This is a genomic window from Marinomonas sp. SBI8L, from assembly GCF_001624705.1.
In the GTDB taxonomy this organism is placed as follows: Bacteria; Pseudomonadota; Gammaproteobacteria; order Pseudomonadales; family Marinomonadaceae; genus Marinomonas.
Map to the genome: position 1 here is coordinate 1 of NZ_JSEO01000001.1, position 16,957 is coordinate 16,957.

The window sequence follows — 16,957 nt, forward strand, 5'->3', positions numbered from 1 at the left end:
AGTGTCTTCACATCAAGGTCTACACCCACACCTGAGAGTGAGGATGTGTTGGTTAAGGTATCTGTCGTGATATCTAACTCACCGGTTTTGGCTTCAATCGTGCCTTGGTTGGTAAAGAGGTTTGCGACAAAATCTGCGGTTGAAGCGGCAAGCTCCCCTAAGTTATCCAAGGTGCGGGTGATCACACTTAGGTTGTTATCCGCTGCAATGTGGCCAGACGTTTCGTTGGTAAAAGTATCCGTCTTTAAAATAGCCGCTTGTGCGGTGATACCACCTTGGTTAAGCAAGCTGTCCGTTGTGACATCTAACGTGCCATTACTGGCGATCAGCTTAGCGCCCGCTTTATTCGTGACGCTATCTGATTTGATTGTCACATCCGTGCCTGACACACTGCCAGCATTCGTAGTCGTATCGCCATTCAGGATTAAATCACCCGCTTGTGCCGCAATCACACCGCTTGCTTGGTTGTCTAAGGTGCTGGTTTCAATCTTGGTTTCGTTACCGGCTAGAGAGCCTTGGTTCGTCACCTTGGTGGTTGCCACTAAATCAAGTAATCCGTTTTCAGCAATCACGATGGCATTGTTTTTATTGGCCAACGTATCACCTGTCACTTTAAGCGATTGACCCGATAAGGTACCGCTGTTTTCAAGCGCACCTTGCGTCGTGATGGCTAATTGACCCGTTTGAGCTGTCACCAAACCTTGTGTCTGGTTAATCAAGGTTTGAGTGTTTATCTGGGTAGATTCACCCGCCAGATCACCTTGGTTATTCAGTGTATTCGTAGCCTTTATGTTTAATGTGCCGTCTTTGGCAATCACGACCGCATCTTGTGCGTTCGTCAGTGTGTCCGTGGTTATCTGTAGGTTATTACCTGAGAGTTTACCTTGGTTAGACGTCGTCTCATTACTAATAGTCAGCTTGCCTGCTTGTGCTGTGATTAACGCATTAGCTTGGTTGGTCAAGCTGGTTGATGTCAGATTAACCTCATCGCCTGCTAATCGACCTTGGTTATCAATCCCTATCACATCAAGGGTCAGATCACCTCCTTGAGCAATGGCGATAGCAGTCGTAGCGTTGTCTAACTGCTTACCTTCGATAGAGATGGTTTGTGCCGATAACGTACCCGCATTGGTGATGCTTTGTTCAGTGCTTTGTGTGTTGGCATTGGTTGAGTCATTGATAATCAGACTGGCTGTCTTACCTGAGATAACGGCGCTATCTGCGTTAGTTAGTGTCTTCACATCAAGGTCTACACCCACACCCGAGAGTGACGATGTGTTCGTAAGGGTTTCGGTAGTGATGTCTAACTCACCGGTTTTGGCTTCAATCGTGCCTTGGTTGGTAAAGAGGTTTGCAACAAAATCTGCGGTTGAAGCGGCAAGCTCCCCTAAGTTATCCAAGGTGCGGGTGATCACACTCAGGTTGTTATCCGCTGCAATCTGACCAGACGCTTCATTGGTAAAGGTATCAGCTTTTAAAATAGCCGCTTGTGCGGTGATACCACCTTGGTTAACTAAGCTGCCTGTTGTGACATCTAACGTGCCATTACTGGCGATCAGCTTAGCGTCCGCTTTATTCGTGACGCTATCCGATTTGATTGTCACATCTGTGCCTGACACACTGCCAGCATTCGTAATCGTATCGCCATTCAGGGTTAAATCACCTGCTTGTGCCGCAATCACACCACTTGTTTGGTTGTCTAAGGTGCTGGTTTCAATCTTGGTTTCGTTACCGGCTAGAGAACCTTGGTTCGTCACCTTGGTGGTTGCCGCTAAATCAAGTACCCCATCTTCAGCAATCACGATGGCATCGTTTTTATTGGTTAATGTATCTGTATCAAGCTGCACATTTTGGCCCGATAAGGTACCACTGTTCTCAATCCCACCTTGCGTCGTGATGGCCAATTGACCCGTTTGTGCTGTCACCAAACCTTGCGACTGGTTAATCAAGGTAGCCGTATTTATCTGAGTGGATTCGCCCGCCAGATCACCTTGGTTATTTAATTCTGTGCTTGCTGAGATATCAAGCAAGCCGTCTTTGGCAATCACGACCGCATCTTGTGCGTTCGTCAGTGTGTCAGTGGTTATCTGTAGGTTATTACCTGAGAGTTTACCTTGGTTCGTGGTCGTCTCATTACTGATCGTCAGCTTGCCTGCTTGTGCTGTGATTAACGCATTGGCTTGGTTGGTCAAGCTAGTTGATGTCAGATCAACCTCATCACCTGCTAATCGACCTTGGTTATCAATATCTGTCACATCAAGGGTCAGAGCTCCCCCTTGAGCAATCGTAATCGCACTTGCCGTGTTGTCTAACTGCTTACCTTCGATGGAGATAGTGTGTGCCGATAATGTACCCGCATTGGTAATGGTTTGTTCAGTGCTTTGTGTATCAGCATTAGTTGAGTCATTGATAATCAGACTGGCTGTCTTACCTGAGATAACGGCGCTTTCTGCGTTAGTTAGTGTCTTCACATCAAGGTCTACACCCACACCTGAGAGTGAGGATGTGTTGGTTAAGGTATCTGTCGTGATATCTAACTCACCGGTTTTGGCTTCAATCGTGCCTTGGTTGGTAAAGAGGTTTGCGACAAAATCTGCGGTTGAAGCGGCAAGCTCCCCTAAGTTATCCAAGGTGCGGGTGATCACACTTAGGTTGTTATCCGCTGCAATGTGGCCAGACGTTTCGTTGGTAAAAGTATCCGTCTTTAAAATAGCTTCTTGTGCAGCAATGCCACCTTGGTTAACCAAGCTGTCCGTTGTGACATCTAACGTGCCATTACTGGCGATCAGCTTAGCGCCCGCTTTATTCGTGACGCTATCTGATTTGATTGTCACACCCGTGCCCGACACACTGCCAGCATTCGTAATCGTATCGCCATTCAGGGTTAAATCACCCGCTTGTGCCGCAATCACACCGCTTGTTTGGTTGTCTAAAGTGCTGGCTTCAATCTTGGTTTCGTTACCGGCTAGAGAACCTTGGTTCGTCACCTTGGTGGTTGCCGTTAAATCAAGTAATCCGGTTTCAGCAATCACGATGGCATTGTTTTTATTGGCCAACGTATCACTTGTCACATTAAGCGATTGACCCGATAAGGTACCGCTGTTTTCAAGCGCACCTTGTGTCGTGATAGCCAATTGACCCGTTTGCGCTGTCACCAAACCTTGCGTCTGGTTAATCAAGGTAGCCGTGTTTATCTGGGTGGATTCACCCGCCAGATCACCTTGGTTATTTAATTCTGTGCTTGCTGTGATATCAAGCAAGCCGTCTTTGGCTATCACGACTGCATCTTGTGCGTTCGTCAGTGTGTCAGTGGTTATCTGTAGGTTATTACCTGAGAGTTTACCTTGGTTCGTGGTCGTCTCATTACTGATCGTCAGCTTGCCTGCTTGTGCTGTGATTAAGGCATTGGCTTGGTTGGTCAAGCTGCTTGATGTCAGATTAACCTCATCGCCTGCTAATCGGCCTTGGTTATCAATTTCTGTCACATCAAGGGTCAGATCACCACCTTGAGCAATCGTAATAGCACTCGCGGTGTTGTCTAACTGCTTACCTTCGATAGAGATTGTTTGTGCCGATAACGTTCCTGCATTGGTGATGGTTTGTTCAGTGCTTTGTGTATCAGCATTAGTTGAGTCATTGATAATCAGACTGGCTGTTTTACCTGAGATAACAGCACTGTCTGTGTTAGTCAGTGTCTTCACATCAAGGTCTACACCCACACCCGAGAGAGACGATGTGTTCGTAAGGGTTTCGGTAGTGATGTCTAGCTGACCGGTTTTAGCTTCAATGGTACCTTGGTTAGTAAAGAGGTTTGCTACGAAGTCCGCTGTTGAAGAAGCAAGTTCCCCTAAGTTATCCAAGGTGCGGGTGATCACACTCAGGTTGTTATCCGCTGCAATCTGGCCAGACGCTTCGTTGGTAAAGGTATCCGCCTTTAAAATAGCTTCTTGTGCAGTGATACCACCTTGGTTAAGCAAGCTGTCCGTTGTGACATCTAAGTTAGCATCACTAACAAGCGCACCTTGGTTCGTAAGAGCCTTAGAGACTAGATTTAAATTACCTTCTTTCGACTGTATTAAAGCCTCTTCACTGTTCGTAATTACATCACTATTAATATTGACTGCATTACCGTATATCGACCCTTGGTTAGCTAATGTCTGTGACTTAAGAGTCGTATCTTCTCCCTCGATAACACCAGAACTTACAATATCTGTCGCTTTAACATAAAGTGTTTGACCATCGATCGAACCGTGATTTGTCACGATATTATCAATATCAAGAGTGAGTGAATTTGCTTGGCTGGATATCACGCCGCTAGCCGCGTTACCTAATGTACTAGAGGTAACGGTTAACCCGTTACCGACTAGGGAACCGCTATTCTTAATCTTATCTACTTTGAGGGTCAAAACTCGGTCTGTCGACGCAATCACAGAACCTTGCTCTGTTGTGAGTTGATCTGCTGTTACAGTCTGTTGTGCCGCACTTAATGATCCTGAGTTTTCCAGCGTTGTTAATGCTAGATCAAGGGCATTTTCGGCCGTCACTAATCCACCCTGATTTTCCGCCTGATCTAAGGTGATGTTGATATCTTTGGCAGCAATAGAACCTAGGTTTTTAAGGCTTGTAACACCTGTAGGCGCTGAGTCGGTTTGGACTTTTTCTTTAATGTTTAATAAGGTATCAGCCGCTAAAATACCGGATTTTTCATTAACAAAATCACTCACATTAATTTGGATTTCATTGCCAACAAGCTTACCTACATTAGTTAACTCGTCTGAAGTAAGAGTCAGATTGGATGCATTAATCCCTATCGATCCAGACGCGTTGTTATTGATCAAGCTTGAATCAATAGTGCTAACTTCACCATAAATTTGCCCATCATTATCTAATGATTGTGCCGTCACAGTTAAACTTGAAGTCTGACTAGAGAGAACACCTTCATTACGGTTTAAAATCGAGTCTGACTCAATCGTCAGTTTATTTTTAGAGACAAGATTACCGCTGTTTTCAAGTGTCTTTGAGGCAACATCAATATCCCCAGTGACAGTTAAAACATCACCACTGTTACTTAAGAATCGACTACTTAAATCCATCTCATTAGCGGAAACAGCACCCTCAGCACGGTTTAGAATCGAATCAGCATCAATCGTCAGTTTATTTTTAGAAACGAGATTACCGCTATTTTCGAGCGATTTTACCGTTGCATTCAGTGTTTGCGCTTGGATATGGCCCTGATTCACTAAACGGTTTGCGACCGTTAGAGTTCCTGTACCACTTTCTGACAGGAGTTTACCTGTCTCTGTATTTGTAAAGTTAGATACATCCACTTTAACTGTGTCACCAAGCACACTGCCTGCGTTTGATACATTACTTTCTCCTTCTTTAGTTAAGGCCGTAACCGAAATATCATCGGCGGCAATATAACTTGAAATCCCAGCATCAAAATTATCTGATTGAATAGCAAGATCATTGGCTAAAAGTTTGCCCTGTGTGCCTATTCCGCTAGCCAAAATGGAGAGTTTATTACCACGCGCATTAATTTCGGAATCGCTGCCAGTTGTCAATGTCGTTGCATTAATTGTCAGCGTATTTGAGCTTAGCAGTCCGTTGTTAGTAAACTGATTAGAGGTGGCATTAAGGTCTCCTGATGTTGTCGCAATCTCACCACCAACCTGATTCAGTAATTCGGTTGTCACACTAATATCTGTTGTGACTGCAGACAATGAGCCTTGGTTAACAAGACGATTTGCTTTGATTGTCAGGGTGTCAGTTTGTGCATTCACCAAACCGGATGCAGTGTTGTTCAATTCGCCTAAGGTTAGTTGAACCTTCTCAGAAACAATCACCCCAGCATTAGACAATGCTTCAGTGGCAGTAATGTCTATCTCACCATTAAGTGCCGTAATTTCAGATGTTTCATTGGCAATAATTTTTTTTGCGTTAAGCTCAATAGACTTTGCGCTAATTACGCCCTTATTCGTCAGCTCACTTTGATTAGTCAGCTCATTCACATTCAAACTCAGATCATTGCCCGCTATCAGGTTAGCCTTTTCATGATTCTTAAGTTGATTGGCTTTGATATCTAACGACTGAGAATTAAACGTTCCATTATTGTCAATGGCATCAGCTGTAAGTTCGATCTTGGTCTCAGAGGTAATTTCTGCTTTTGAGGTATTCTCTAAAGTTGATGTATCAAGTTTAATCGAATCCGACTTGAGTAAACCTGAGTTATTGACTGCCTTTGAGGTGATATTAAAGTCAGATTTTGAGATTAAAATAGCGTCTTCCGCGTTGGTAATCGTATCTGACGTTATTGTTTGGCTAACACCAACAATCAGTCCCTCGTTCTCTAATGCCAGAGAGGTAATATCTATCGCATTTTTCGAGGATATTTCTGCGCCTTTTTGGTTAGTAAGGGCCTCGCTGTTAACCACAATACTGTCAGCGAGGATTGAGCCTAGGTTATCAATGCTGGCCACTTGTAGATTCAATGTCTCAGCATTCGACAACAATTTGCCTGTCGCACTATTCTCTAACGTTTGAGCAGTAATATTAATTGCATTCGATTCAATATTAGCGCTGTTTCTAATCTTGCCATTTTGATCCAGCACGATATTGTCCGCCGCAATCATATCTCCAGATAAATTAACTCCTAACCCTTTTTCTGTGCCAATCAGCTTAATGCTATTTGCATACATACCGCCAATAACGGCGACATCCAAGGAAAAGCTAGGAGCATTGTCAGACGTACTTTTTTTCGTCACAGATAAAGAATCATGGTCGACCTCATTCTCACCTGTAATTAGGTTCAAAGAATCTGCCCAGAGTTTACTGTTTACCTTGATACTTTTAGACAAAATATCAACTTGATCTAGGTTATTGGCATTGAGCCCCAACCCCTCAATATTCACTTCACCTTGCTTGATGCGATACCCTGAAAAAGCTTTATTCTCATCAAACTTCAGCTCGCCTGTAGTCAAGACACCACGACTGGTATTGATAAAGCCACAACCATTACAGGTAATGCCATTACGGTTAGCGATTATGACTTCGGCTCTTTTACCTGCAACTTCCGTATAACCTCGAAGCTGAGAAGTACTATTGCCCACCACTTCATTCAAAATAATGCGAGCATTGACGCCATTTAGACGTGCATTACCATCAATGTAACCTGCGTTTTGAGTGCTCACAATGTCGGTTGAGTTATTTAAAATCAGGCCATTGTTATTAACGTTGAACCTTTCATATTCATTACGAGAAACCCCTGCGGCTGAGGCTTGATTAATGTTAACAATAGGAACGCCATTAGGTGCAGAAATAATCTCTGGAGCATGTTGCGTTGCCGCCGCCGCGACCCCCTCTGCGAGGATAACGCCGGGATAGGTAATATAAAACGCTAAGGTCAGTTGAGCGATTGTCCTTTTGTGACGATTAAACGTTTCAAACACTCTGACTTGTTTTGACATGACCTTCATCCTTAAAGCTGCCATGAGAGTGATGCGCCCACCTGACAACATGAGGTGTCAGTATGGGGGCCACTTAATAAAATAGGTTGTGAGATAAACGCATCGTAATCGGCATTGAGTACTTTGCCCTTTGCGCCTAGCGCAAAGCCCATTAGGGTTTTATCACTGATATCTTCAGCACCTTCTCCTGAAACGCCGCCAAGGTCCATGGCAACATAAGTCGTAAAAGAAGTACCAAATAAACGAGTAGGGATACTAATATCATTTTTTAGAAGCCAACCATGTTCCGCGCTAAGCCCTTCATCACTGGCATAACCACGGACACTATAACGCCCACCATTACTCATCCAGTCCAATGTATAAATAGGGTTAGGGGAATATTGAAAACTAAGTTGACTCGTTAAGCTGAGACTTTTTTCATAAAAAGAGAATGGAGTACTTAATACACCGGAGAAACCATATAACTCATAGTCAGGTTGAGCAGTACTAGAGGATGCCGTTTTATCTACTTTTTCTGCTGACAGTAAATCGACTCCCTTTTCTGCTTCAATATTAATATCTAAAACAGATGAACCGATATACTTTTTGATACCAAAACCAAGTAGTAAGTTTGTTAAATCTCGGCTTTGAATTTGAACAACAGTATCATCTATATAGTTACGCCTTTGCCTTTTATATATGCCACTAAACCAAGAAAGTTTATAACTATTATCACGATAAAAAACATGACTCACTTTAATACTTGAATCATGACCTTCACCACTGCTTTTAAAAGTTTGAACAGATCCATTTACTTTTTGGTGATAATTAAAATTGCTATTGGCAATATCAATTGACCAATATCCGATTGGGATATTTAATGAAAATGAGTCACTAAGAGAGTCACTACTTTTATCATCGTTTAGATCTAACGAACGAGAATAGTTTAATGTATCAAGTACACCTATAAAATTATCTATCGTAACATCAGCTGAAAGTTGATAAAGACCAACTGTTTCACCGCCTGCATCATTTAAAGAAACACCTATTTCCCAGGATTTTTTCTCTTCTACATCCATAATCACTTTACTAAACCCTTCTTTATTACTGGGCTCAATATTCATTTTTACGGTAACAGAAGATAAACGATTTAATTGATCTACAGCTTGCTCTAAATCCCTCATATTGAGCAAATCCCCAGCAGACATAGGGAATGCAGCCTGCCATACAAAACGATCAAACTTATCTGGAAATATTATTCTTTCAATTCGTCCTTCTTGAATAAATACAGACAATTCGCCTTTAGACAAATCTTGTTCAGGCAATACGGCTCTTGAGGTTATATATCCAAGTGATAATAATTTCTTATTAATTGCTCGTAAATAAAGAGCAATACCTTGCTGACCAACACATTGGCCAAGGTACTTCTGCCCCATTTCTTTCATCCAGCCTGAAAACTGTCCGTCAATGTTTATATTTTCTATGACAAAGCAGACACTTTCTTCTGGAGGTTTATCAAGGCCATCAAAGTCTGGAAGCTGAACACTTCCACTTTCTGACTCTAGACGTTTTTGAATTTCGGCCTGGGTAGTTTTGTTCTTTAAGTCTCGTTCGACAAAGTTCCCTAAATCCGTATCAGCAGCTTGGAGAAATGGTGAAAAATAAACAGAAAGTAATAAAAGAAGCAAATAAGCAAATTTGCTATTGGCATATCCTTTGCCTTGCATAAAAATTGTAATCCAATTCAGTGTTTTATCTAATTTGTGTAAATTATCACCATAACCCGTAAGGATTCAAGAATTTTATGACATTACCTTAAGAAATATTACATGCAGAAATGAGTTAAAAGATTCATATTACAGATGAATTTCATACACTTTATGAGATTTTCTTGCACATTCAAAACAAGAAAATGACATTTATCATGTTTTAAGCATTTTTTAAAAAACGAGTTAGTATAAAAAAGCGTTTTAAAATGAAGACACTTTACCAACATACTTTTGAGAAAAATGTACTATATGTACTGCCCCCCCAATATAGCTACATTCGGTACCTTATACATAAACTAGTTCTAGATGAGCAATAAATTTGAAACGCACTAGAGCTAAAAAATAGTACAAAACAAGCTTTTAAAAGAGTTAGCAATACAACTCTTTTAAAAGCTATAAACTCAAGTATTGAGCCTCTTTTATTACTTCAACCTTCCATAAAACGTCATACGAGCTGCTTCTGAAAGCGCAATATCAGGTTTAGAGTTATAGGCGAGCACGACAAGCATTCGTGTAGTGTCACCTTGGGTTGGAGTGACTCTGTGTATGGCGTTGCGGCCACGGAATAACACAAGTGCACCTGGATCTATGGCGAGTTGTTTTACTTGTGCTTTACCAGAAAGCACATCACTGACACCTTCATAATTCATTTCTCCCGCATCCGCATCTCGCATATTTTCTATGTATTCAAATACACCACCTGCTTCTGGCTTTTGGATCAACAAGGTGATCGCGAAAGAGGAGTTATCAAAATGCCAACCTAGCTCTTGCCCTTCACTGGCATAATGCAAGTTAATTGAAGACAGGTTATCACCATATTCGTAAAGCCCTTCTTCTTCTAACACACTCGCTAGAAACTCTCTTAAAAGGCTTGAATCATAAAGGCTTCTTAATACTGAATCTTGATCTATTTGATCATCTGTAATGCAGCCTTTTGAGGAGTTTACTTGCTGGTTTCTAGCGTGTTCTAGGGGGAAGCTTGGATCTATTTCATTCAAATAAACATTATGACTTGATTGAGTATAATAGGCTGAATCCTTTTTTAGATTGCCCTCATTTACAATGGCTTGAATCACGTGATCTTGAAGAAAGTTGGGTAAAACTAACGCACCTTCTTGCTGCAAAGATTGCTTACAAGCTTGTCTAAAGCTTTTGTTTTCAATTGGGTATTGAGCTTGATTGATATAGTCCGATAACGGCATTTGACCTTCCTTATTGTTATTTTCTGACACTCGGTTAACAAATCATCTTAAGTCTGTACAAACAGGTTAAGATCATTTCAGCTGTATGAAAATCAATCATTTTTTCAGTCATCGTTAAATTTTTCTTAACACCCCATTTTATAAATAAGGCTTAACAAGAAGCGTGTTTTAACATTTAATAATGGTAAAGCAATCACCAATATCACACTAAGATTAAGGCAAACTATGTTAAAGCTTCCCAGTACAAGCAGCTTACTGACATTTATAAATGCTGCAAAAACGACTAGTTTTGCCAAAACAGCCAAGCTACTTTGCCTTACTCCAGCCGCGGTGAGTCAACAAATTAAGCAGCTTGAAGAGCAATTAGATGTTTCCCTATTTCAACGCTCTAAACAAGGGGTTGAGTTAACTCAAGCTGGTCAGCAATATCTGTATTTTGCTGAGCAAGCGGTTGAGAAACTCAAACAAGGCCAGGCTAGTCTCAGACAATTAAAGCAGCATGATATCTTTACGCTGCATGCCTTTCCTTCGGTGGCGACTAAATGGTTAATGCCTAAGGTATTAGATGCCATGCAGGTGAACCCTGAGTTAGAAATACGGGTGGAAGCCAGTCACTCTCACATAGATTTCAACTTAAGTAATTGTGATGCTTGCATCAGCTTTGGAGAGCAAGAAGAATCATTAAATCATCAACTCATTTTTCAGGATAATGTCAGTCTGGTTGTAAGCCCTGCACTTGTTAATGGGCAGCTAGCCAAGGATTTAAATACTTTACTGACACTTCCCATGATTCATATTGATTGGGGAGATGATAATCAATTTTTGCCCGGCTGGCAGGAATGGTTGAGTACAGCAGGCTATCAAGAAAAAGAACCTAATAAAGGCCCTCAGTTTAACTTATCTAGCATGGCGATAGAGGCAGCGATACAGGGTAAAGGCCTCTTATTAGGACAGGATTTATTAATACAAAATGAGCTAAAATCAGGCCAGCTAATCAAATTAAGTCCTATCACATTACCGCTCAAAAAAGCCTACTATCTTATCTATCCTGATCGCACTAAAGACAAGCTAGCTGCTATGCAGTTTATTAAGCGGCTTAGTCCTGACAATTAAAGCCTTAAAATTAAGGTGCTATAAATTAATCCGCTGTAAATTAGTACATAAACATTTATAGCACTTTGCCTTTATTCTTCGTGAGGCTTTTTATATTTATAAACAAGTGCTTTCAGGTTTCTATCATTATCCTTTTCAGGAAAGCCTTGGCTGTTTTCCAACCTGTGATCGAAGATAAAATCATCTCCAGCATGTTCAGCAATCAGTACAATAAACGCCTGTTCAGATAAATCTGGGCTATTTGCACATAACAACAGTTGAGCATCGTGATTCACTATCTCAGGTAAACGTCTTAGGATTTTTTGATAATCTTTTGTTAGCTCAAAACTGCCTTTTTGAAAGCTTGGAGGGTCGATAATTACTAGGTCAAAAGGTCCTGTTTTCTTCAATTTACCAAAGGACTTTAAAATATCATGAGGGTAAAAGCTTACCTCTTTCACAAAGCCATTTAACTTATGATTAATTTTGCCTTGTTTTAATACGCCATTGTTCATATCCATATTCACAACAGAAGTAGCACCACCTTGCATCGCAGCTAAAGAAAAGCCACAAGTATAAGAAAAGAGATTAAGCACCTTCTTCGCTTTTGCATTTTCCATCACAAAAGTACGACCGTTATACATATCAGGGAAGATTCCTGTATTTTGATGCTTTAACAAATCGACCTGATACTGAACCCCTTGCTCTTTAATGATATGAGGTTGAGGAAGCTCACCATAAAACACTTGGTTTTTGGTATCTCGCCCTGCTCTTTGTTGAAAGACTAACCCTTCAACCTTACCTTCTACCTCTGGTACTTTTTGCCAAATAGCATCCGCTAAGGCTGCAAGCTCAGTTTCATCAATCGCTTGATAAGAAACTAAGAAAAGAAACGGCGGATAAAAATCTAAGTTGATATGCTCTAACCCTTCATAGCAGTGCCCTCTCCCATGAAAAATACGGGCAAGCTCATTCTGCACTAGATTCGCTTGCTCAAGTGCATTTAATAGTGCGTTGTAGGGAGTTAAAACAGACATGAAAGCTCCAAAAATAAATTTTGCGCGCATTATAGGCTAAAAGGCTTAAAAGGACAGCAAGCTTACTCATTGATCTATTTACAGAATTAAAAACTGTTCATTTAACAGTCAATTATGTCTTATAATTTAAGGTGAAAACTTGGTAAGAAGGCCCTATAAAGCGATCAATAGCATGTTGATTAATCTACTCTTTGCCTAAAAAATCTTTAACAGGACGGTTATCTAGATTCTTAGCACAGATCATTGGTACAGACCCATGTTTCAAGATAATTTAGAAAATTCGGCAACTATTTTCAAATTAACCATCCCCATCATGCAACAACAGAATATACCAATAACCCCACACTACTATAACCTTTGGTATACCTATATGAAGCAGAGTAACCTGCTGTTAAATGAACAAGTTGATGCCATATTATTAAGAAAATCAGCCCTATCACTAGAAGACTGCGATGCCCTCATCCATACCTTTTGCAACCAATCCGCCGAACACAAATTAAATAAACTACAACATCAATTAGGTAATATTAGTAAACAGAGCCAAGATGAGAATAGCGAACTTTCTGATCAAGGGCTTATTGAACAAGCCAGTCAGTTAGAGGATCAGTTTAACCGTGGCGAAATAGATTTTGAGCATCTAAATAAGGATAGCCATGAACATAATCAGGATTTGAGCTACATAGTTAATACCATTCGAGACTTAGTCAGTTATTGTACTCAAATCAAAAAAATCTCCTTACAGCTCCATGAAAAACTCGCTCAGCAAACTAAAGAGATTCAAGATTTAAAACAGCTTTTAGCTGAGTTTGAAATGGAACATAACATTGATGAACTGACAGGCATTTCCAATAGAACAGCCTTTGATGAGGTGATAACGGCGTTAATTAAGCAGAAATGTTATTTTTCTCTTATTCTGATCGACATCGATCACTTCAAGGCCTTCAACCAAACCTATGGTACGAAAACTGGTGATAAAGTATTGCAACTTATTGCTCAAAAAGTCCGTAACGAGTGTTCTAGCATAGGTGAAATCTATCGTTTTAGCGGAGGAAAATTTGCCTTGGTATTACCTCAAATTAACCTTGATAATGCCTCAAGCCTCGCCGAAGCGATTCGCATCAATATAGGAGATCTTATTCTCACTAATAAGCAAACTGGGCAATCAGTTAACAACCTCACCATATCCTTAGGTGCATCTGAATACCTCGACAATGACACCAAGGACTATATTTTAAAACGCGCTGAACATGCTTTGTTTCAAGCTAAGCAATCAGGTCGTAACAAAGTTATGGCGATTTAGCTCTTTTATATTGCAACACACCATCCATAAAAAAAGCCCTAAGAGCATCACTCTCAGGGCTTTTTAATGATTAGATCAAGTGGGCACTTAGGGCCGAACTTTACACTAATACTTACTTGTTTTTCTCTTCCCAGAAATCAGCATTTTTGATGCCTAGTTTCTTAGGATCGAAAGTATACTTTTCAACTTTCGCTTTACGTTGTTCTTCATAGTCCTTCAAAGCTTTAATCGCAGGACGACCCAAGAAGAAGATGGCAAGAATACCAACAATGTTCAACCATGCCATTAGGCCTACACCCACATCACCCATAGCCCAAGCTAGGTTAGCGGCTTTCAATGTACCGTAGAAAGTTGCAAACATAAGCGCAACTTTCAACAAGAAAGTCAGGCCAGGCACTCTAACGGTACGATGGATATAAGCAACGTTTGTTTCAGCAATATAGTAGTAAGCTAAAATTGTTGTGAAAGAGAAGAAGAACAAAGCTAATGCAATGAAAGGTTTACCCACTCCAGGCAAGACACTTTCAACCGCCATCTGAGTATAAGCTGGGCTGTTTGCCGCAATATCAGATGCAATGTTCTGAACCAACATGATGTCACCCACACCGTGCACGTTATAAGCACCTGTGATAAGAATCATGAAAGCTGTTGCGGAACATACAAATAATGTATCGATATAAACAGAGAAAGCCTGAACTAGACCTTGCTGTGCAGGGTGATCTACTTCAGCCGCCGCTGCAGCATGAGGACCTGTACCTTGACCGGCTTCGTTAGAGTAAACACCACGTTTTACACCCCAACCAATTGCAGCACCAATACCCGCCATAGGCGTAAAAGCATCACCAAGAATCATACCAATAACAACAGGTACTTGATCAAAGTTAAGAATGATGATGACACAAGCAATCACGATATAAGCAAATGCCATAAAAGGAACAATGACTTCTGTGAAACGTGCAATACGCTTAACACCACCAAAAATGATGAAGCCTAGAACCGCAACCACAGCAATCGCTGTCATAATTTTGGTTGAGCTGATCACACCAATACCAGTGTCTATCATAGAACCAGAACCGAAGGCTAATTCTACTGCATTACCGATACTGTTAGACTGAACACCTGGTAGCATCACACCACAAGCAACGATAGTCGCTATTGCGAAAAGTACAGCATACCATTTTTGGCCTGTTACTTTTTCTAGATAGTAAGCAGGGCCACCACGATATTGGCCTTCATCACTTTCTTTATAAATCTGCGCTAGAGTCGATTCTGTATACGCTGTTGCTGCACCCAAGAAAGCCACAACCCACATCCAGAATACAGCACCTGGTCCACCAAAACCGATCGCTGCTGCAACACCTGCAATATTACCTGTACCAACACGGCCTGATAGAGAAACAGCCAATGCTTGGAAAGAAGAAATCCCTTCTTTAGAGCCCTTATTATTCATCAATAGGCGCCACATCTCTTTAATCAGTCTCACCTGCACAAAGCGTGTGATAACTGAATAAAATAAACCTGCCGCAAGACAAAGGTATATTAGAGCCGGACTCCAAATAATACCGTTCAAAAAGTCTAAAACTGATTGCAAACCCTATCTCCTAAATTAATTTCGATTCTATTTTTATATTTGTAAAGTTTGATTAAGGAACCTGCGAATAAGTCCTCCCGCCTCAGCGTGAGGATAAAAGCCGCTAGATTTATGGCGAGGAGCGCAACTTAATAGTAATTCTATTGATAAGGTCCTCAACATAGAGATAGGACTTTTAGACCACGCCCTTCGGGTCTTTCAGAAAAAGTAACACCCTGTGTTGTCCCTTTTCGAAAGGTACCTACATTACGTCAAAGTAACGCCTTGCGTGATACGTTTTCTGAAAAGACTGAGAAGAGGTGACTTAATCGCAGGTTCCTTTATTTTTACGGGGGGCAAGATATCACTAGCAATCCACTTTGTTAATGGCAAAAATTAGTTTTTTCCTCTATACGAAAGAAAAGTTGCAGTATATTGTAATTTTTAACACCCAATATTTCCTATTGGAAACTGACGTTTCCTAAAAAGAATAATAAATTGAATTAATTCAACAACTAAGATAAACGTACCTTATTTTAAGCAATTAAAATTAGTGTTTCTTGAAGGTTATTTTGAAGGAAGTAAGTCCTTTAAACTTACCTATTTATACTGGCGAATTTTAGCTATCTCTTCATCATCTATTTGCAGGCTTTTAAGAAAGTCTTGATGTGCATCTGGCTCCATTTTTTCAAACTTTTGATGCCATTCTTTCATCGCATCATCATCAAAACCCGCAGCTCTCATAATGGCTACCCAACGAAACTTATCTAATTGAGTAGAAGGCGTTAAATCAGTTTCCTCAAGCGCCATCACAATGGCTTTTTGCTGCTCTCTTAACTGGTTAATTTCTGTTTCTAATGCTTTAAACTGATCTTGTAAGGCTTGTTTTTGTCCATCTTCATTTTGGCTATCGATTAAATGGGCAATTTTCCCTAATTCAATCCCATAGGCCTTATACGCCAATATACTCTGCAACCTTAACTCAGCTTTTTCACCATAATAACGATAGCCATGTTGGGAGCGAGTACAAGGCAATAATAAACCAATACGTTCGTAATAGAGCAAGGTACTACAGGATAAATTAAAGCGCTTGGAGAAGCGACTAATGCTCATCATTGTCATCTTGAAAAAAGCCTTAATTAAAAACAAAGTGTGGACTAAAAGAGTAAAGTCGACACCTATAGTCAACTCAAGGTAAAACAAAACACTCTCCTTAAATCCAGAGTCTAGATGATAAAAACAAACTAAGAAGCAAATCCAAAGAAAACTAAAAACGACACAAATAAAGCTATTTACGACACACTTACTTTATAAAAAACTCGGTAACAAAAAGTTTAAAACCATCAAACTTCTTCAAAAAAGTCAAAATTGAAAAGTAAAATCAGCTAAAAACTCTCTTTATCGTCAGTATCAACGACTCACTAAGACAAAAATCATTACGACTAAAATTTGACAGAAAGTCATTCAAGGCAGAGTATTATTTTTAATTAAACGCTCATTTAATAAAAAACAACCTATACGAGTTAAATCTAACCTAACTTG

8 protein-coding genes are annotated in these 16,957 nt (G+C 40.5%); 2 read left to right on the plus strand and 6 right to left on the minus strand.

Features of this window, described 5'->3' with window-relative positions; all coding sequences use genetic code 11:
• The 3 genes from OA91_RS00005 to OA91_RS00015 form a co-directional block, all read right to left on the minus strand.
• Positions 1-7,466, minus strand: a 7,466-nt coding sequence (locus tag OA91_RS00005) for a two-partner secretion domain-containing protein (RefSeq protein ID WP_197477677.1), incomplete at its 3' end; no start/stop codon positions are given.
• An 11-nt stretch (positions 7,467-7,477) separates the two neighbouring features.
• Positions 7,478-9,172 (minus strand): ShlB/FhaC/HecB family hemolysin secretion/activation protein, encoded by a 1,695-nt coding sequence (locus tag OA91_RS00010; RefSeq protein WP_063338577.1) that lies wholly within the window; start codon positions 9,170-9,172, stop codon positions 7,478-7,480.
• A 464-nt stretch (positions 9,173-9,636) separates the two neighbouring features.
• Positions 9,637-10,416 (minus strand): HalD/BesD family halogenase, encoded by a 780-nt coding sequence (locus tag OA91_RS00015; protein ID WP_063338576.1) that lies wholly within the window; start codon positions 10,414-10,416, stop codon positions 9,637-9,639.
• Positions 10,417-10,641: 225 nt separating this feature from the next.
• Here OA91_RS00015 and OA91_RS00020 point away from each other — a divergent pair, with 225 nt between their 5' ends.
• Positions 10,642-11,529, plus strand: a complete 888-nt coding sequence (locus tag OA91_RS00020; RefSeq protein WP_063338575.1) for a LysR family transcriptional regulator — start codon at positions 10,642-10,644, stop codon at positions 11,527-11,529.
• Positions 11,530-11,600: 71 nt separating this feature from the next.
• Here the strand turns inward: OA91_RS00020 and OA91_RS00025 are convergent, their stop codons facing one another.
• The gene (locus tag OA91_RS00025; RefSeq protein ID WP_063338574.1) at positions 11,601-12,545 is read right to left on the minus strand and encodes a class I SAM-dependent methyltransferase; all 945 of its coding nucleotides are present in this window, start codon (positions 12,543-12,545) and stop codon (positions 11,601-11,603) included.
• Positions 12,546-12,801: 256 nt separating this feature from the next.
• On the opposite strand from OA91_RS00025, the gene OA91_RS00030 reads away from it, so the two are divergent.
• A complete protein-coding gene (locus OA91_RS00030) occupies positions 12,802-13,845 on the plus strand; it encodes a GGDEF domain-containing protein (protein WP_063338573.1) in 1,044 nt (347 codons plus the stop codon).
• Positions 13,846-13,957: 112 nt separating this feature from the next.
• Here OA91_RS00030 and OA91_RS00035 read toward each other — a convergent pair whose 3' ends face one another.
• Positions 13,958-15,436 carry an alanine/glycine:cation symporter family protein gene (locus OA91_RS00035; RefSeq protein WP_046016282.1) on the minus strand — a complete coding sequence of 493 codons (1,479 nt, stop codon included), beginning with the start codon at positions 15,434-15,436 and terminating at the stop codon, positions 13,958-13,960.
• 579 nt (positions 15,437-16,015) lie between these two features.
• Positions 16,016-16,537, minus strand: a complete 522-nt coding sequence (locus tag OA91_RS00040; protein ID WP_231870273.1) for a MerR family transcriptional regulator — start codon at positions 16,535-16,537, stop codon at positions 16,016-16,018.
• Positions 16,538-16,957 lie beyond the last annotated feature (420 nt).

Excerpts from the sequence above, each read along its gene's own strand:
- OA91_RS00025 (WP_063338574.1), bottom strand. The coding sequence starts at position 12,545 with ATGTCTGTTTTAACTCCCTACAACGCACTATTAAATGCACTTGAGCAA.
- OA91_RS00030 (WP_063338573.1), top strand. The coding sequence starts at position 12,802 with ATGTTTCAAGATAATTTAGAAAATTCGGCAACTATTTTCAAATTAACC.
- OA91_RS00010 (WP_063338577.1), bottom strand. The coding sequence starts at position 9,172 with ATGCAAGGCAAAGGATATGCCAATAGCAAATTTGCTTATTTGCTTCTT.
- OA91_RS00015 (WP_063338576.1), bottom strand. The coding sequence starts at position 10,416 with ATGCCGTTATCGGACTATATCAATCAAGCTCAATACCCAATTGAAAAC.
- OA91_RS00020 (WP_063338575.1), top strand. The coding sequence starts at position 10,642 with ATGTTAAAGCTTCCCAGTACAAGCAGCTTACTGACATTTATAAATGCT.
- OA91_RS00040 (WP_231870273.1), bottom strand. The coding sequence starts at position 16,537 with ATGACAATGATGAGCATTAGTCGCTTCTCCAAGCGCTTTAATTTATCC.